General features: G+C 71.6%; 16 protein-coding genes and 2 pseudogenes. 10 read left to right on the forward strand and 8 right to left on the reverse strand.

The window, feature by feature from the left end:
- The first annotated feature begins 11 nt into the window (after positions 1–11).
- From AMK27_RS25060 to AMK27_RS25075, 4 genes are all read left to right on the forward strand, one after another.
- Entirely contained in the window at positions 12–929 is a 918-nt protein-coding gene (locus tag AMK27_RS25060) for a F0F1 ATP synthase subunit gamma (protein ID WP_073912440.1), read from the forward strand.
- Entirely contained in the window at positions 929–2,371 is a 1,443-nt protein-coding gene (atpD, locus tag AMK27_RS25065; protein ID WP_030321098.1) for a F0F1 ATP synthase subunit beta, read from the forward strand. Before AMK27_RS25060 ends, atpD begins: the two co-directional genes overlap by 1 nt.
- A 113-nt stretch (positions 2,372–2,484) precedes the next feature.
- Positions 2,485–2,859 carry a F0F1 ATP synthase subunit epsilon gene (locus AMK27_RS25070; RefSeq protein ID WP_024761909.1) on the forward strand — a complete coding sequence of 125 codons (375 nt, stop codon included), beginning with the start codon at positions 2,485–2,487 and terminating at the stop codon, positions 2,857–2,859.
- Between the two features lie 142 nt (positions 2,860–3,001).
- The gene (locus AMK27_RS25075; RefSeq protein ID WP_073913206.1) at positions 3,002–3,448 is read left to right on the forward strand and encodes a DUF2550 domain-containing protein; all 447 of its coding nucleotides are present in this window, start codon (positions 3,002–3,004) and stop codon (positions 3,446–3,448) included.
- 77 nt (positions 3,449–3,525) lie between these two features.
- On the opposite strand, the gene AMK27_RS25080 is transcribed toward AMK27_RS25075, so the two are convergent.
- The 3 genes from AMK27_RS25080 to AMK27_RS25090 form a co-directional block, all read right to left on the reverse strand.
- Complete coding sequence (locus AMK27_RS25080; RefSeq protein WP_376317032.1) at positions 3,526–5,373, reverse strand: glycosyl hydrolase family 18 protein; 1,848 nt, start codon at positions 5,371–5,373, stop codon at positions 3,526–3,528.
- 131 nt (positions 5,374–5,504) lie between these two features.
- Entirely contained in the window at positions 5,505–6,158 is a 654-nt protein-coding gene (locus tag AMK27_RS25085) for a response regulator (RefSeq protein ID WP_073912444.1), read from the reverse strand.
- Complete coding sequence (locus AMK27_RS25090; protein WP_241847597.1) at positions 6,155–7,351, reverse strand: sensor histidine kinase; 1,197 nt, start codon at positions 7,349–7,351, stop codon at positions 6,155–6,157. The genes AMK27_RS25085 and AMK27_RS25090 overlap by 4 nt, the downstream gene beginning before the upstream one ends.
- Positions 7,352–7,503: 152 nt before the next feature.
- Between AMK27_RS25090 and AMK27_RS25095 the strand changes: the two genes are divergently transcribed.
- A complete protein-coding gene (locus tag AMK27_RS25095; RefSeq protein WP_073912446.1) occupies positions 7,504–8,127 on the forward strand; it encodes a hypothetical protein in 624 nt (207 codons plus the stop codon).
- On the opposite strand, the gene AMK27_RS25100 is transcribed toward AMK27_RS25095, so the two are convergent.
- The 3 genes and pseudogenes from AMK27_RS25100 to AMK27_RS25110 all read right to left on the reverse strand — a co-directional run bounded on the left by AMK27_RS25100 (position 8,047) and on the right by AMK27_RS25110 (position 10,171).
- Positions 8,047–8,619, reverse strand: coding sequence for a cob(I)yrinic acid a,c-diamide adenosyltransferase (locus AMK27_RS25100; protein WP_073912448.1), 573 nt, complete (start codon positions 8,617–8,619; stop codon positions 8,047–8,049). The two genes, AMK27_RS25095 and AMK27_RS25100, sit on opposite strands and share 81 nt — an antisense overlap.
- Before the next feature lie 13 nt (positions 8,620–8,632).
- Positions 8,633–9,384: pseudogene (locus AMK27_RS25105) on the reverse strand (ABC transporter permease).
- Between the two features lie 52 nt (positions 9,385–9,436).
- Entirely contained in the window at positions 9,437–10,171 is a 735-nt protein-coding gene (locus AMK27_RS25110) for an ABC transporter ATP-binding protein (protein WP_073912450.1), read from the reverse strand.
- Positions 10,172–10,204: 33 nt separating this feature from the next.
- Here AMK27_RS25110 and AMK27_RS25115 point away from each other — a divergent pair.
- The 4 genes and pseudogenes from AMK27_RS25115 to AMK27_RS25130 all read left to right on the forward strand — a co-directional run.
- Positions 10,205–10,678: pseudogene (locus AMK27_RS25115) on the forward strand (TetR/AcrR family transcriptional regulator); the annotation flags it as partial.
- 206 nt (positions 10,679–10,884) lie between these two features.
- Complete coding sequence (locus AMK27_RS25120) at positions 10,885–11,733, forward strand: 3-hydroxyacyl-CoA dehydrogenase family protein (protein ID WP_073912452.1); 849 nt, start codon at positions 10,885–10,887, stop codon at positions 11,731–11,733.
- Positions 11,734–11,859: 126 nt separating this feature from the next.
- Complete coding sequence (locus tag AMK27_RS25125) at positions 11,860–12,183, forward strand: STAS domain-containing protein (RefSeq protein WP_015036221.1); 324 nt, start codon at positions 11,860–11,862, stop codon at positions 12,181–12,183.
- A gap of 204 nt (positions 12,184–12,387) precedes the next feature.
- The gene (locus tag AMK27_RS25130; protein WP_073912454.1) at positions 12,388–15,087 is read left to right on the forward strand and encodes an ATP-binding protein; all 2,700 of its coding nucleotides are present in this window, start codon (positions 12,388–12,390) and stop codon (positions 15,085–15,087) included.
- Between the two features lie 100 nt (positions 15,088–15,187).
- Here the strand turns inward: AMK27_RS25130 and nucS are convergent, their stop codons facing one another.
- A complete protein-coding gene (nucS, locus tag AMK27_RS25135; RefSeq protein WP_198955939.1) occupies positions 15,188–15,859 on the reverse strand; it encodes an endonuclease NucS in 672 nt (223 codons plus the stop codon).
- A 250-nt stretch (positions 15,860–16,109) separates the two neighbouring features.
- Here nucS and AMK27_RS25140 point away from each other — a divergent pair, with 250 nt between their 5' ends.
- Positions 16,110–16,502: an SCO5389 family protein gene (locus AMK27_RS25140; RefSeq protein ID WP_015036224.1), complete on the forward strand. Its 393-nt coding sequence runs from the start codon at positions 16,110–16,112 to the stop codon at positions 16,500–16,502.
- Positions 16,503–16,657: 155 nt separating this feature from the next.
- Here the strand turns inward: AMK27_RS25140 and AMK27_RS25145 are convergent, their stop codons facing one another.
- A complete protein-coding gene (locus AMK27_RS25145; RefSeq protein WP_073912458.1) occupies positions 16,658–17,692 on the reverse strand; it encodes an LLM class flavin-dependent oxidoreductase in 1,035 nt (344 codons plus the stop codon).
- Positions 17,693–17,700 lie beyond the last annotated feature (8 nt).

The following is a 17,700-nucleotide window of genomic DNA, read 5'->3' on the forward strand; positions in this document are numbered from 1 at the left end:
GGACCTGACTCATGGGAGCGCAGCTCCGGGTCTACAAGCGTCGCATCAAATCCGTCACCGCGACGAAGAAGATCACCAAGGCGATGGAGATGATCGCCGCCTCGCGTGTCGTCAAGGCGCAGCGCAAGGTGCAGGCGTCGACTCCGTACGCGACCGAGCTGACGCGCGCGGTCACGGCGGTGGCCACGGGTGCGAACGACAAGCACCCGCTGACCACCGAGGCGGAGAACCCGATCCGCGCCGCGGTCCTGCTCCTCTCGAGCGACCGCGGTCTGGCCGGTGCCTTCAACTCCAACGCCATCAAGGCGGCGGAGAAGCTGACGGCGAAGCTGGAGGGCGAGGGTCGCGAGGTCACCATCTACGTGGTGGGCCGTCGTGGCATCGCGCACTACAGCTTCCGTGAGCGGAAGCTGGCCGGCTCGTGGACCGGGTTCACGGACCAGCCGTCGTACGGCGACGCCAAGACGATCGCGGCTCCGCTGATCGAGGCGATCGAGAAGGACACGGCCGAGGGTGGTGTGGACGAGCTCCACATCGTCTACACCGAGTTCGTCTCGATGATGACGCAGACCGCGGTCGAGGCCCGGCTGCTGCCCCTCAGCCTCGACGAGGTGGCGAAGGAGGCGGGCGACTCGGACACGCTTCGTCCGCTGTACGACTTCGAGCCGTCGGCGGAGGACGTCCTCGACGCCCTGCTGCCCCGGTACGTCGAGAGCCGGATCTACAACGCGCTGCTCCAGTCGGCTGCTTCCAAGCACGCTGCCACGCGCCGCGCGATGAAGTCGGCGACCGACAACGCGGGAGACTTGATCAACAACCTCTCCCGACTTGCCAACGCGGCCCGCCAGGCCGAAATCACCCAGGAAATCAGCGAGATCGTCGGTGGCACCGCAGCCCTGGCCGACGCGACCGCGGGGAGTGACAAGTAATGACGACCACTGTTGAGACGGCCGCCGCCACGGGCCGCGTCGCCCGGGTCATCGGCCCGGTCGTCGACGTGGAGTTCCCCGTCGACGCGATGCCGGAGATCTACAACGCGCTGAACGTCCAGGTTCCGGACCCGGCCGAGGAGGGCGCGACCAAGACGCTGACCCTCGAGGTCGCCCAGCACCTCGGTGACGGCGTTGTCCGCACCATCTCGATGCAGCCCACCGACGGCCTGGTCCGCCAGGCCCCGGTGACCGACACCGGCACGGGCATCACGGTGCCCGTCGGCGACGTCACCAAGGGCCGCGTGTTCAACACGCTGGGTCAGGTGCTGAACGCGGACGAGTCCACCGTGGCCGACGCGCCGCGCTGGACGATCCACCGCAAGGCCCCGGCCTTCGACCAGCTCGAGTCCAAGACCGAGATGTTCGAGACCGGCCTGAAGGTCGTCGACCTTCTCACCCCGTACGTCAAGGGTGGAAAGATCGGTCTGTTCGGTGGTGCCGGTGTCGGCAAGACCGTTCTGATCCAGGAAATGATCGTCCGTGTGGCCAAGCTGCACGACGGTGTGTCGGTCTTCGCGGGCGTCGGCGAGCGCACCCGTGAGGGCAACGACCTCATGGTGGAGATGGAGGAGGCCGGCGTTCTGGACAAGACCGCGCTGGTCTTCGGCCAGATGGACGAGCCCCCGGGCACCCGTCTCCGCGTGGCCCTCGCCGGTCTGACCATGGCGGAGTACTTCCGCGATGTGCAGAAGCAGGACGTGCTGTTCTTCATCGACAACATCTTCCGCTTCACCCAGGCCGGTTCCGAGGTGTCGACCCTGCTCGGCCGTATGCCCTCCGCGGTGGGTTACCAGCCGAACCTGGCCGACGAGATGGGTCTCCTCCAGGAGCGCATCACCTCGACCCGTGGTCACTCGATCACCTCGATGCAGGCGATCTACGTCCCCGCGGACGACCTGACCGACCCGGCTCCGGCCACCACCTTCGCCCACCTCGACGCGACGACGGTTCTCTCCCGTCCGATCTCCGAGAAGGGCATCTACCCGGCCGTGGACCCGCTGGACTCCACGTCCCGGATCCTGGACCCGCGTTACATCGCGCAGGACCACTACGACGCCGCCACGCGCGTCAAGGGAATCCTGCAGAAGTACAAGGACCTCCAGGACATCATCGCGATCCTCGGTATCGACGAGCTGAGCGAGGAGGACAAGCTCGTTGTCCACCGCGCCCGCCGTGTCGAGCGCTTCCTGTCCCAGAACACCCACGCGGCGAAGCAGTTCACCGGTGTGGACGGTTCGGACGTTCCGCTCGACGAGTCGATCGCCGCGTTCAACGCGATCTGCGACGGTGAGTACGACCACTTCCCCGAGCAGGCGTTCTTCATGTGCGGTGGCATCGAGGACCTCAAGGCCAACGCCAAGGAGCTCGGCGTCTCCTGAGCCCCGTGCTCTCCCGAGGGGGGCGGGATCCGGTCCCGCCCCCCTCACCACGCCCCTTAGAATTGACCCCAACACCCGGCACGACCGCCGGGTGGTGACCCGAGGAGCCACCCTTGGCTGCTGAGCTGCACGTCGAGCTGGTCGCCGCGGACCGGAGTGTCTGGTCCGGCGAGGCCACCCTGGTCATCGCGCGTACCACCTCCGGCGACATCGGCGTCATGCCCGGCCACCAGCCGCTGCTCGGTGTGCTGGAGTCGGGCCCGGTGACCATCCGTACCAGTGAGGGCGCGACCGTCGTCGCCGCCGTCCACGGTGGATTCATCTCGTTCGCCGACGACAAGCTGTCTCTGCTCGCGGAGATCTGCGAGCTGGCGGACGAGATCGACGCCCAGCGCGCCGAGCGCGCGCTGGAGCGTGCGAAGTCGGATTCCGACGCGGCCGCCGAGCGGCGCGCCGATGTCCGGCTGCGCGCGGTAGCGGTCCGCTGACGGTCCGCGCAGAGTAGTGCCCTCAGCCGCGGCACGGCTGGAATTTTCCAGACCGTGCCGCGGCTGAGGCGATGCAGATGCAGGTTGTATTCGGTTCTGCCGGCGGTGCCGGCTACGGGACGCAGCGAGGAGGTCGGTGAAGATGTTCCTCGCTCTGCTCGTGTGCGGCCTGGTCGTCGCACTGGTGGTGATCGGGCTCTTCGTCTTCGGCTTGCGCCGGAGGCTGATCCAGCGTGCCGGCGGCACCTTCGACTGCTCCCTGCACTGGAACGTCCCGGACGAGCCGGATCCGAGCGGCAAGGGCTGGGTGTACGGCGTCGCCCGCTACAGCGGTGACGAGATCGCCTGGTTCCGGGTCTTCTCGTACGCGCCCCGCCCGCGCCGGACCCTGGAGCGTTCGTCCATCGTGGCCCTGGAGCGCCGGATGCCGGAGGGCGAGGAGGAGCTCGCCCTGCTCTCCGACATGGTGATCCAGCCCTGTATGTACGAGGGCGTCCGCCTGGAGCTCGCGATGAGCGAGGACGCCCGGACGGGTTTCATGGCCTGGCTGGAGGCGGCGCCTCCCGGGCAGAGGGTGAATGTCGCGTGAGGCGTCTCGCGGAGACGTGAGGAAGCGGGGGTCGGCGTGCTGCGCCGGCCCCCGCTTCTTCGTGACCCCGTGGGGGGTTAGTTCAGACCGGTGTTGATGGCGCCGACGAGCTCGCCGTTGCTGGTGTCACCGCTGAACTCCCAGAAGAACGCTCCGCCGAGGCCCTGGTTCTTGGCCCAGCTCATCTTCGAGTTCACGGTGGCGGGGGTGTCGTAGCTCCACCAGTTGCTGCCGCACTTGGCGTACGCCGTGCCCGCGATGGTGCCGGTGGCCGGGCAGGAGGTCTTGAGGACCTTGTAGTCCTCGATGCCCTGCTCGTAGGTGCCCGCGGCCGGTCCGGTCGCCGTGCCGCCGGGGGCGGCCTGGGTGACGCCGGTCCAGCCGCGGCCGTAGAAGCCGATGCCGAGCAGCAGCTTGGAGGCCGGGACGCCCTTCGCCTTGAACTTGGCGATCGCCTCGGCGGAGTTGAAGCCCGCCTGCGGGATGCCGGCGTACGAGGTGAGCGGGGAGTGCGGGGCCGTCGGGCCCTGCGCCGCCCAGGCGCCGAAGAAGTCGTACGTCATGACGTTGAACCAGTTCATGTACGGCGCGGCGCCCGCGTAGTCGGCGGCGTCGATCTTGCCGCCCGCGGAGGCGTCGGCCGTGACGGCCGCGGTGACCAGGTAGTTCGCGCCGAACTTGGCCCGCATGGCCTGCATCATGTTCTTGAAGGAGGCGGCGCCGCTGGTGTCGCAGGAGAGGCCGCAGGCGTTGGGGTACTCCCAGTCCAGGTCGATGCCGTCGAAGACGTCGGCCCAGCGCGGGTCCTCGACCAGGTCGTAGCAGGACTGCGCGAAGGCGGCGGGGTTCTGCACGGCCTGGCCGAAGCCGCCGGACCAGGTCCAGCCGCCGAAGGACCACAGGATCTTGATGTTCGGGTAGGCCTTCTTCAGCTTGCGCAGCTGGTTGAAGTTGCCGCGCAGCGGCTGGTCCCAGGTGTCGGCGACGCCGTCGACGGACTGGTCGGCGGTGTAGGCCTTGTCGTAGTCGGCGTAGGCGTCGCCGATGGTGCACTTGCCGCCCGTGACGTTGCCGAAGGCGTAGTTGATGTGGGTGATCTTGGACGCGGAGCCCGAGGTCACGATGTTCTTCACGTGGTAGTTGCGCCCGTAGACGCCCCAGTTGGTGAAGTAGCCCATCTTCACGGCGTTGGGGAGCGGCTGGCCGCCACCGCCGCCGGTGGTGCGGACGGGAGTCGCGCCGGAGTCCGGGCCCGTCTGGTCGACGGTGTCGCGGGCGACGACCGTGTAGCTGTAGTCGGTGCCGGCGGTCAGGCCCGTGTTGGTGTAGGTGAGGCCGGTGACGGTGGCGACGGTGGTGCCGTCGCGCTTGACGTCGTAGTTCTTGATGCCCTTGTCGTCGGTGGCCGCGGTCCAGGTGAGCTTCACCGAGGTGTCGGTGATGTCAGAGGCGACGGGGGTGCCGGGGGCGGAGGGGGCGTTGTCGCCGGGCTGGCTGGTGCCGTCGCAGGCGGCGCCGTTGATCTTACAGCCGCTGGGGGCGCCGGGTCCGGCACCGTTGTAGCCGAAGGAGACGGAGGCGCCGGGGGCGAGGGTCCCGTTCCATCCGACGTTCTTGGCGGTCCAGTGGTTGCCGGAGCTGGTGACGGTGGCGTCCCAGGCGGAGGTCACGGAGGTGCCGGCGGGGTAGTCCCACTCGACGGTCCAGGAGTTGATGGTGGTGGTGCCGGTGTTCTTGACGGTCCAGCTGGCACCGAATCCGGTGCCCCAGTCCTGGGTCTTGGTGTACGTGGCCGTGGCCGAGGTGGCCGCTTCGGCGGGAGTGGCGAGGCCGACCATGGCGGCGAGGGGCAGGATCAGGGCGGTGAGGCCGGCGGCGGCTCGGTGTCTGAACCCTGTTCTGCGCGTCGGTGCTTGAGTGCTCAACGGTGCTCCTCAAGTTGCGGACGGACATGGGTGGGGGTGGTCCGGTGGTCCGTGAAGATGCGCGCGCCCCGCGAGCGTAGGAAGGTCTGGACCAATCGTCAAGAGGTCCAGACCAACGTCGCCGATGTTCCCTAGACCCCCAACTCCTGTGCCAGGACGGCTGCTTGGACCCTGCTTCGCAGCGCCAGCTTCCCGAGCACCTTGCTGACGTGGGTCTTCACCGTCGCCTCCGCCATGTCGAGCCGTACCGCGATCTCCGCGTTCGACAGCCCCTGGCCGAGCGTCGACAGGACCTGCCGCTCCCTCGGCGTCAGGACGTCGAGCACGGAGGGGTCCGTCTTCGGCGTCTGACGCGTCGGAACGCCGCCGGCCGCGAACTCCGCGATCAGCCGCCGGGTCACCGCGGGGGCGATCATCCCCTCGCCGCGCGCCACCGTCCGCACCGCCTCGATCAGCTCCCGCGCCTCCGCGTTCTTCAGCAGGAAGCCCGACGCCCCCGCCCGCAGCGCCCCGAAGACGTACGCGTCGAGATCGAAGGTCGTCAGGACCAGCACATCGGCGAGCCCCTCCGACACGACGATCCCGGTCGCCGTCACCCCGTCCATCCGGGGCATCTGCACATCCATCAGGACCAGATCGGGGCGGAGTTCGCGGGCGAGCTCCACCGCACGCTCGCCGTCCGCCGCCTCGCCGACGACCTCGATGTCCGGTGCGCTGCCCAGGATGAGCACCAGCCCCGCCCGTACCGCGGACTGGTCCTCGGCGACCACCACCCGCACTGTCATGCCCGCTCCTCGTCCTTCACGTCCATGGGCAGTTCCGCCCTGACCTGCCACCGCTCGCGTCCGTCGCCGTCCGCCACCGGACCCGCCTCGAAGCCGCCGCCGAGCAGGTCCACCCGCTCCCGCATCCCCACCAGGCCGGCGCCCGAACCGGGTGCGGTCGGGCCGGGGCGCAGCCCGAGCGGACTCGTGACCTCGACCGTAAGGGCTGTGTGTCCGCCGGTGAGCACCACCCGGACCTCGCCCGGCGCCGCGTGCTTGAGCGCGTTCGTCAGGGACTCCTGGACGATCCGGTACGCGGCCAGCTCCACCGGCGCCGGAACCCCCGCCGTCGACTCCCGGCTGTCCGCCAGGACGAGGACGAGACCGCTCGGCCGCGCGTTGGCCCGCGCCTGGTCGACCAGGGCGTCCAGCCCGGCGAGCGTGGGCGCGGCGGCCGGCTCCGAGTCCCCGCCGCTGTCCCGGAGCAGGCCGATGAGCCGCCGCATCTCCGAGAGGCCGGCCACGCTGTTCTCCCGGATCACGGTCAGCGCCTGCCGGGTGGTGGCCGGTTCGTCGATCGACATCGCCGCGGTGGAGTGGATCGCGATGGCGGAGAGGTGGTTCGCGACCATGTCGTGCAGTTCGCGCGCCATCCGGGCCCGCTCGGCCACGACGGCCTGGGTGCGGTCCATCTCGGCGAGCAGCGCGGTCTGCTCCGCGCGCAGGAGCGCGGCGTCGGCGGCCTGGCGGTGGTTGCGCACGACCGCTCCGGTCAGCGCGGGCAGGAACGACACCATGCCGGTGATCAGGCCGACCACCAGGGCGATCGCGTTCTGGAACCAGACGAGGAAGCCGATCGTCACGCCGATCGTGATGAGCCCGGTCAGGTACGGGATGCGCCGGGCGGCGGCCGGCGTCCCGTAGACCACGGCCGCGTAGACCAGATCCGTGAACATCAGCGCGGTCACGAGCGTGCCGTAGGTGAACTGGTCCGCGACGAGGGCGACCGTACCGACGTGCAGGGCGGTCAGCGGCCTCGTCCGGCGCAGCGCCACCATCGAGGCCATCACGAAGAGCGGGATCAGGGTCGCCCAGCGCGCGCTGATCAGCCGGCCGGTCTGGGTGTGCAGTCCGAAGGACCACATCAGCAGACCGATGGCGAGTCCGCCGACGGCCATGAGCAGGTCGACGCGGTGCGGTCGGGGGAGTGTCACGTCCCCATCCAACACGGCCCGCGGGCCCCGGGCCTCGCCGTCCGGGCCGATCCGCTCCTCCGTCGAAGGATGTAGGCGCACTTCGTCATCGGCGACGACGATCCGGGCGGTCCGCCGGGAGACGCTGAGGGGGCACCGAAAGGGGAACTCTCGTGATCGTCACGCTGATCGTCGTCTGCGAGGTCGGCTTCTGGGTCCTGCTGGCCGCCGGCCTCGCCGCCCGCTATCTCCTGAAGATGCCCCGGACGGGTATCGCGCTGCTGCTCTGCGAGCCGCTCCTGGAGGTCCTCCTCCTCGTCGTCACCGCGATCGATCTCAAGAACGGTGCCGATCCCAGCTGGAAGCACGGCCTCGCCGCCCTCTACATCGGCTACACCGTCGGCCACGGCCACCGCACCGTGAAGTGGCTCGACGGCCACGCCGCCCACCGCTTCGGCGGCGCGCCCCGGCCCCCGAAGCCCCCGCAGTACGGGATGGCCCGCGCCCGCCACGAGGGCAGGGTCTGGCTGGGCTCGGTGACGGCGGCGGCCGTGGCCTCGGGGCTGCTGCTCCTGGCCGCGCTGTACGTCGGCGACGACGGGAACACCGACAGCCTCTACGGCTGGATCTTCGTCGCCTGGCGGACGGCGGGCATCCACGGCCTGATCGCGCTCAGCTACGCGATCTGGCCGCGGAAGGCCCCGGAGGGAGCGGCCTCAGCGGTCCCCGCCCGGGACCCAGAGCACGTCCCCGACCTCCTTGTTCGCCGTCCGAGCAAGGATGAAGAGCAGGTCTGAGAGGCGGTTGAGGTACGTCGCGGTCAGGGCGTTCATCGTCTCGCCGTGCACCTCCAGGGCCGCCCAGGTGGAGCGCTCCGCCCGCCGGACCACCGTGCACGCCTGGTGCAGCAGCGCTGCCCCGGGCGTGCCGCCCGGCAGGATGAAGGAGCGCAGCTTCTCGAGCTGCTCGAGGAAGAGGTCGCAGTCGGCCTCCAGCTTGTCGACGTACGACTGCTCGACCCGCAGCGGCGGGTACTTCGGGTCCTCGACCACCGGGGTGCAGAGGTCCGCGCCCACGTCGAACAGGTCGTTCTGCACCCGGACGAGGACCTTCACGACCTCCGCGTCGAGCTGTCCGAGGGCGATCGCCGTACCGATGGCGGCGTTGGCCTCGTTGGCGTCGGCGTAGGCGGAGATCCGCAGATCCGTCTTGGCGGTCCTGCTCATGTCGCCGAGGGCCGTGGTGCCCTGGTCGCCGGTACGGGTGTAGATGCGCGTCAGATTGACCATGCGGCCAGCCTAGTTAGGCGACGGCCCGCTGGAAGGTCCGTGTGCCGACCGTCACGGCGAGCGCGGCGGTGCCGAGGGCGACGAGCACCCCGTACAGCAGCGTGGGTGTCGTGTAGTGCCCGATGTACGCCTCCCGGACCGCGTCCACCAGATGGCGGAACGGCATCAGGCGCGAGAGGACGTCCAGCCAGCCGGGGGCGAGGGTCATCGGCAGCATCAGGCCCGACAGCAGCATCGCCGGCATCGCGAGCGTGTTGATCGCGGGGCCGAACTCCTGCGGGGTGCGCAGCTTCAGGGCCAGCGCGTACGAGAGCGAGGCCAGCGCCACCGAGAGCAGCGCCACGAAGCCGAAGCCGATGAGGATGCCGGGCAGCGGCGCCCTGAGGCCCATGGGGAGGGCGGCCAGGACGAGCAGCACCGCCTGGAAGACGAAGAGCGCGGCGTCCCGCAGGACCCGGCCGAGCAGCAGGGCGAGCCGGCTCACCGGGGTGACCCGCATCCGGTCGAAGACGCCCCAGTGTTCTTCTCCATGGTGATCGAGAAGCCGGCGAACGAGGCTCCGAAGAGGCCGAGTTGGAGCAGGAGTCCGGGGACGAGGATCTGCCAGGAGTCGCCCTCGGCGCCGAGCGGCAGCCCGGTGAGCAGCGGCCCGAAGAGCAGCAGGTAGAGCAGCGGCATCAGGGCGCCGAAGAAGATCTGGAACGGGGAGCGCAGGGTCTGGCGGGCGTAGCGCCCGAAGAGGAGCGCGGTGTCGTGGAGAAGCATCGGATGTCCTGAGGACGTGAGGGGACCGGGAGGTCCCGGGCGGCTACGGGGGCTAGACGGCTACGGGGGTCGTGTCGGCGGGGGCCGGGCCGCGTCCGGTGACGGCGAGGAACGCGTCCTGGAGGGTGGCGGCGCCGTGGGCGGCCTTGAGGCCGGCGGGGGAGTCCTCGGCGACGACCGTTCCCCCGTCGACGACGACCAGCCGGTCGGCGAGGGAGTCGGCCTCGTCCAGGTAGTGGGTGGTGAGGACGACGGTGGTGCCGTGCTCGTCGCGCAGCCGCCGCACCAGCGCCCACAGGTCGGCGCGGCTGCCGGGGTCGAGGCCGGTCGTCGGCTCGTCGAGGAAGAGGATCTCCGGCCGGTGGGTGAGCCCCATGGCGAGGTCGAGCCGGCGGCGCTGGCCGCCGGAGAGCGCCGGGGTCCTGCGGTCGAGGAGGTCGGTGAGCCCGAGGTCGTCCGCGAGTTCCTCGGCGCGGGCCGTCGCGCGGGCCCGGTTCATTCCGTAGAGCCGGCCCTGGGTGACGAGCTCGGAGCGGACGGTCTCCTGGGGGTCGAGGCCGCCGGACTGGGCGACGTACCCGATGCGGCGGCGGACGGCGGCGGGGTCCCGGACGAGGTCGTGGCCGGAGATGGTGGCGGCGCCGCCCGTGGGCGGCAGGAGCGTGGTGAGCATCCGGAGGGTGGTGGTCTTGCCGGCGCCGTTGGGGCCGAGCAGTCCGACGATCTCGCCGGGGCCGACGGTGAGGTCGATTCCGCGGACGGCCTCCACGGGGCCGCTCCTGGTCATGAAGGTCCGGGCGAGCCCGGCCGTGCTGATGACAAGGAGGACCTCTTCCTCGACCGGATGGACGGCGTCACCCAGCGCCTGGCCCGCGCGATCCGCGGCCGCGACCGGGGGGAGTCCGCCGCCCAGGCCGTCCTGCGGGAACTCCGCCAGGACATCGGGGCCGTGTCACCCGCGTACGGGCTCATGGACGGCTTCGACGCCTTCATGAACGTCATCGAGCACGCCCCCACCCTCAAGGCCCGGCTCTTCCACGTCCAGCAGCAGGTCCAGGGCGCCGTCGTCGCCACCCTCCGCGAGGAGACCGGCGCCGGCGCCGACGACCCGCTGCCGCTGCTCGTCGGCGGACAGCTCGCCTGGATCGAGAGCACCGTCGTCGGCCACATCACCCGCGCGATGACCGACGGCGGCAGGGCGACCGCCGTCTCCCGCGAGGCGCTCGTCCTCCTCGACGAGATCGAGGAGCTGCTGAGCGAGAAGGTGCTGAACTACGCGGTACGCGAGGGCTGAGAAGCGCCACCGGCCCGACCGCCACCCCGCTGGACCTACCCCCTGAGGGTATGCCGCGACCCCGGAGGCGCCCGAACGGGGTGCTGCGAGTGTGACGTCCGTCAAACAGGGCGTGACGCGCATTACTTCACGGTCACATGACGGCTCCCGACCGCTAATCTCCGCCGGAGAGCCAGAAGTGAACAGGCGTTAAGGGGTGGAACATCGTGGCCAGGAAGCTCGCCGTCATCGGGGCCGGACTCATGGGATCCGGCATCGCACAGGTCTCGGCACAGGCGGGCTGGGACGTCGTCCTGCGTGACGTCACCGACGCCGCCCTCACCCGGGGCACCGACGGCATCAAGGCGTCGTACGACCGGTTCGTCGCGAAGGGCAAGCTGGACGCCGCCGACGCCGAGGCCGCGCTCGGCCGCATCACCGCCACCACGGAGCTCGACGCCGTCGCCGACGCCGACATCGTCGTCGAGGCCGTCTTCGAGAACCTCGACGTCAAGCACGAGATCTTCCGCTCGCTCGACAAGATCGCCAAGGACGGCGCGGTCCTCGCCTCCAACACCTCCGCGATCCCGATCACCAAGATCGCCGCGGTGACCGGCCGCCCCGAGTCCGTCGTCGGCGTCCACTTCTTCTCGCCGGTCCCCATGATGCAGCTCGTCGAGCTCGTCCGCGGCTACAAGACCAGCGACGAGACCCTCGCCACCGCACGGGAGTTCGCCGAGTCCGTCGGCAAGACCTGCATCGTCGTCAACCGCGACGTGGCCGGCTTCGTCACCACCCGCCTCATCTCGGCCCTCGTCGTCGAGGCGGCCAAGCTCCAGGAGTCCGGCGTCGCCACCGCCGAGGACATCGACATCGCCTGCAAGCTCGGCTTCGGCCACGCCATGGGGCCGCTCGCCACCGCCGACCTCACCGGCATCGACATCCTGGTCAACGCGGCCAACAACATCTACACCGAGTCCCAGGACGAGAAGTTCGCGGTGCCCGAGCTGATGCGCCGGATGGTGGACGCGGGTGACATCGGCCGCAAGAGCGGGCAGGGCTTCTACAAGTACTGAGCCGGACCCGCCACCCCGCCTCACCCCGTGGGGTGAATTTCGGTATCGGTTCGCTGACAAGGCGCAACGTATCTGCCGGTGCGGCAGTCAGTTGTTGCGAAGACGGAGCACTCTCGGGGAGCGCATATGCACATCAGGGGCGACCATGTCGAGCTGGTCGTCGGGGGCCGCCTCGACGTCCGGAGCGCGGCGGACGCCCGTACGGTCCTGCACTCGGCCGTCGACGACGGCGTCGGCGACCTGGTGCTCGACCTGACCGGCCTCGACTCCTGGGACGCGACCGGACTCGGCGTCATCATGGGCGCCCACCGGCGCGCCGGCCGCTGCGGCCGACGGCTCGTCCTGCGCGGGGTGCCGCCCCAGATGCAGCGGCTGCTCGTCGCCACCAAGCTGCACCGCATCCTCGCCATCGAGGGCGGCCTCGCGCTGGAGTCCCTGCCCCGGGTGTGACCGCGGGACGACCAGCGGCGGCGCGTCTGTGAAGCAGCTGTGTGAACCAGGCGTCACGCTCAATCCTCACAAGACCGTGACGACTGGGTCTCCTGGGCACCCCACCTGTTCCCGAGCGCCTGACCACGGTCTAGGGTTCGGTCGCCTGCACATTGACGGACCCACCCGGCGGGCACCGGACACCGCTTCTTGGGGGCTTGGACCATGGACCCGATCAACCGGGGGCCGGAGGAGTACGGACACGACGGCGAGGGCGACGACGCCCGCCAGGGCCGCGGCACCCCCGCCCCGGCCCCCGCACCCGCGCGTGCCCGCGTCGTCCGGCTCGTCTCCGGCGACCTGCTCGTCACCGTCAACCCGGTCGACGGCAGCGAGATCGAACCCTGCCCGCCCGGCCACGAACCCTCGGCCCCCCGCCCCCGCACCGCCGAGGAACGCGCCGAGGCCGCCCGCGCCGCCGCCCCGCCCGTACCGCCCGGCCCCGCCGCGCCCACGCTGCCCCTCCTCGAACGCAAGGAACAGCGCGAGCGCCTCGTCGGCATCCTCGGCCGCGGCCGCTCCGCCCGCCTGAGCGGACCCGCCGGATCCGGCCGCACCGCCCTCCTCGACGCCGTCGCCGCCGACTGCGCCGACCTCGCGCCCGACGGAGTCGTCCGGCTCTCCGGCCACCACCGCACCCCCGCCGAACTCCTCCACGAGCTGTTCGCCGCCGTCCGGCACGCCCCGGACCACCGGCCCGGCAAGGCCGCGCTTCACGAACGGCTCCGCGAGATCGGCGCCGTCGTGGTCGTCGACGACCTGGAGTTCGGCGGCGCCGCCCTCGACGAGTTCCTGGCCGCAGCCCCCGAATGCGCCTTCCTGCTCGCCGCGGGACCCGACACCCCCGCCCCCTCCGCCGACTCCCACGTCGAGGACCTCCACCTCGCCGGACTCGGCCGGGGCGCCGCGCTCAAGCTCTTGGAGAGCGCCGTCGGCCGCACCCTCACCGACGACGAGGCCAACTGGGCCGGCGACCTCTGGTTCGAGTCCGAGGGCCTGCCCCTCCGCTTCGTCCAGGCCGGCGCCCTGCTCCGCCAGCGCGACCGGCTCCGCGTCACCCCCGCCGAGTTCGACGCCTTCGGCGCCCTCGAGGAGGCCTTCGGGCCCACCGACCCCGAAGCGGCCGCGGCCGCCGCCGCGGCGGCCTTCGACGGAGTCGACGACCCCGACGTCGAACTGCGCGAGATACCCCTGCCCAGCCTCGGCGAGGGCGCCGCGCCCGCCGCGCTGCTCGCCTCCCGCCTCAGCCGCTCCGCCCAGACGGCGCTGCGCTTCGCCGTCGCCCTCGGCGGCGAGGTCCCGCACCAGGCCCATCTGCCGGCCCTCGTCGGCGACACCCACGCCGACGCCGCCCTCGGAGAACTGCGGGCCTGCGGCCTGCTCTCCCCGGTCGGACCCCGCTACCGGCTGGCCGCCGGGGTCCTCACCCAGCTCCTCGCCCAGGGGTACGAGCCCGAGCACGCGGCCGCCGACCGCGCCCACACCGTCGCCCAGCACTACGCCTGGTGGGCCGCCCACCCCTCCGTCACCCCCGAGCGGGCCGCCGCCGAGTCCGACGCCCTGCTCGCCGCGCTGTCCGTGCTCGTCGCCGGCACCGGAGGCGACCCCGACACGGAGGCCGAGCACCGCGCCACCGCCGTCCTCCTCGCCCGCGCCGCCGCGCCCGCCTTCGCGGCGGGACTGCACTGGGGGGCCTGGGAGCGTGCGCTGCGCGCCGGACAGGAGGCCGCCCGGCTCACCGGCGAGGTCGCCGAGGAGGCCTACTTCCACCACGAGCTCGGTGTCCTGGCGCTGTGCGCCGGAAACCTGGAGCGGGCCCGGGCGGAGCTGGAGGCCTCCATCGGCATGCGGGGCGTGCTCGCCGACAAGCGCGGCACCGTCGCGGGACGCCGGGCCCTCGCCCTGGTCGCCGACCTCTCCGGGGAGCACACCGCCCCGGCCGCGACCCGCGCCGAGGAGCCCGTCTCGCCGCCCCGCGGCATCCCCTCCCTGCGCGGTCCCGGACGCAGACCCGCCGCCGATCCCTTCCCCGTGCCTCCGCCGGCCGGAGCCGCCGGAGCCATGGGGGCCGCGGCCCCGGCCCCGCTGCCCGGGGGACCCGGTCGCGGCCTGGCGAAGTCCCCGATGCCGGCGTTCCCCGACTTCGCCGACGAGGGCCCGACGCTCATCACCCGCCCCGACACCGAGAAGGGCTCCGGCCGCCCGAGCCTCAGGGGCGGCATCGTCAACGGCGCGCGCCGCAACCTCGCCGCCGTCGGCGCGGGCGCCCTCCTCGTCGCCGTCCTCGGCACCGTCGTGACCCTCGGCGCCACCTCGGGCAACGGCGAGGACCCGGCCACCAACCACGTCACCTCCGACAGCACGGCCACCGACGACACCACCGACGACGGCATCGACGGCGAGGAGCAGCCGGCCGAGGGCGAGACGGGCGAGCCCGGCAGGACCGGGGACGCCACCGGCTCCGGCTCCCCGAGCCCCTCCGCCTCCGGGAGCTCCGCCACGTCGAACCCGAGGGACCCGTCGAGCTCGGGCACCCCGGACACCTCGGGCACCCCGTCGTCCTCGGACGACCCGTCCACCACGGCGGCCCCCACGGAGACGACGGGACCGCCGCCGAGTTCGACCACCCGGCCGCCGCGCCCGACGACCTCGGGCCCGAAGCCGCCGACGAGCACGTCGAAGCCCCCGACGCCGACGGAGACCTCGGATCCGCCGACGGAGACACCCACCACCGAGCCGCCGACCACGGGCCCGACGCCGTCCGGATCCGCCAGCGAGGAGAACAGCCCCAGCATCTCCGCGTCCTCGTCCCTCGGCGGCCCGCCCGCCGCGGACGGGACCACCGGCTCCCCGACGCCCGCCTGACGGAGTCACGGAGCCCGGGCGCGGAGACGTACGGAGACGGGGACGGCCCCGGGCGCGTTCACCGCACCCGGGGCCGTCCCCGTACCGCCGTCGCCGTCCGCTAGAACAGCCGCAGCTTGTCGTCCTCGATGCCCCGCATCGCGTCGTAGTCCAGGACCACGCAACTGATCCCGCGGTCCGTCGCGAGGACCCGGGCCTGCGGCTTGATCTCCTGCGCCGCGAAGACGCCCCGCACCGGGGCGAGGTGCGGATCGCGGTTGAGCAGCTCCAGGTAGCGGGTCAGCTGCTCGACGCCGTCGATCTCGCCGCGCCGCTTGATCTCGACCGCGACCGTCGCGCCGTCCGAGTCCCGGCAGAGGATGTCCACCGGGCCGATCGCGGTCGGGTACTCGCGGCGGATCAGGGTGTAGCCCTCGCCGAGGGTCTCGATGCGGTCGGCGAGCAGCTCCTGGAGGTGCGCCTCGACGCCGTCCTTGATGAGACCCGGGTCCACGCCCAGTTCGTGCGAGGAGTCGTGGAGGATCTCCTCCATCGTGATGATCAGTTTCTCGCCCGCTTTGTTGATCACGGTCCAGACGCCCGCCTCGCCGTCCGCGCCCTCCTTGAGGGTGCAGGGCGGGGACATCCAGTTGAGCGGTTTGTACGCCCGGTCGTCCGCGTGGATGGAGACACTGCCGTCTGCCTTGATGAGGATCAGACGGGGCGCGGAGGGCAGGTGGGCCGTGAGCCGGCCCGCGTAGTCCACGGAGCAACGGGCAATGACGAGACGCATGGTCGGCAACGCTACAAGACGGGCGCTCTTCCGCGCGATTCGGGCATCACCCGGACCCCCTCCGGGCATGATCCTGAGCCGAACACCCGTCGGTTATCAGCCGGTTGTGTTCCCCATCTCCTGGTGCGTGCAGGACTGCGCGCTTACCGTGGAAGCTGGAGGTCGTCGTCCGTGCACGCTGCGTGGCGGGCGGCCCGGCCTTCGCCCCTGCCCGCAAGACCCCGTCCGCGGGGTCGCGAGAGGAGAACCCATGTCGCTCGACGTCTCACCGGCACTGTTGGAACAGGCCGAGCGAGGCGAGGTCGACGAAGCCGACTTCGTCGACTGCGTCCGGACCTCCCTGCCCTACGCATGGGAGATGATCAGTTCTCTGGTGGCCCAGCTGAAGGTCGACGGCGGAGAGTTCGCCGACAACCAGACGCCGCCGCCGAATGAGCAGGCACGTGGTCAACTGCTGCGCGCGCTCGCGAGCGACGCCATTCGTGGTGCGCTGCAGCGGCATTTCGGGGTGCGTCTCGCCTTCCAGAACTGCCACCGGGTGGCGGTCTTCCCGCTGGACCCGTCGGTGGACGAGCGGCTCGCCCGCTTCACGTCCGTCCGGGGGCAGCTGCTGAACCAGTCGCCGGAACTGCGCGACTGCTGAGACATGGTGCTGCCGCTCCGCATCGCGGGAGACGCGATCGATGCGTGTCGACGCGCATCGCCGCGCGGAGATGCCGGAGCGGCAGCACGGTCCGCCCCGAGTCCGTACGGTGCGCTCTTCCGTCCGTACGGTCGGAGGGAGCGGTGACCGCACGGTCAGACGAGCAGCGGCAGGACCTCCGCGCCGAGCCGCCGCACGTTCTCCTCGGTCGAGGCGAGGTCGCCCGTGCCCTCGGCGAGCAGGGCGAAGCGGGTGATGCCCGTGCGCTCGGCCGTCGCCGCCAGCCGGTCCGCCGCGTGCCGCGGGGTGCCCACCGGGTGCAGGCCGCACAGCAGCTCCGTGTACGCCACGGGGTCCCGCATCGCCCGGTGCCGGTCGTCGACCGTCACATGAGCGTCGAGGCCCTGCTTCAGCCAGCCCGGCATCGCCTTCACCAGTGCCTCGGCCGCGTCCGCCGCCCGGTCCGCGAGCTGGGCCACGCCCGCCGAGACGTGCTGGGAACCGATCCGCGCGATCTCGTCGGGGTCCCGCCCGGCCTCCCGCGCGGCGCGCGTCCAGGCCGTGACCATCTCGGCCTTCTCCTCGTCGCCGCAGTGCATCCCGAGCAGCATCGGCAGGCCCCGCTCGGCGGCCAGTCGCACGCTCTTCGGCGACGTGCAGGCCACCACGACCTCCGGGGCCGGGTCCCCGCCGATCAGCTCGTCGGCGCGGGGCACCACCGGTACCTCACGGAAGGCGAATCGTTCTCCCTCGGCGCCCACACGGGGCTCGGAGAGCCAGCGCAGCAGCAGGTCGAGCGATGCGGGGAAGCCGTTCTCGTACGCGTCGAGACCCGCGCCGAAGACCTCCAGGTCGACCCAGGGCCCGCCGCGGCCCACCCCGAGGGTGAACCTGCCGCCCGAGGTGAGGTGCAGCAGCGCCGCCTGCTCGCCCAGGGCGACCGGGTGGACGTTCGGCAGCACGCTCACCGCCGTGCCCACCCGCAGCCTCCGTGTGCGGCCCAGGAGCAGCGCGGCCAGTGTCACGGCCGAGGGGCAGACCCCGTACGGCACGAAGTGGTGCTCGGCCAGCCAGACCGAGTCGAGGCCCGCCTCCTCGGCGACCTCGGCGGTCCGCACCGCCCGGTGCAGGGCCTCTCCTTGTCCCTGGCCCGGGAACTGGGCTGCCAGAACGAACGTACCCACGCGCATCGCCTTGT

This window comes from Streptomyces sp. CB02009, assembly GCF_001905825.1.
Lineage (GTDB): Bacteria > Actinomycetota > Actinomycetes > Streptomycetales > Streptomycetaceae > Streptomyces.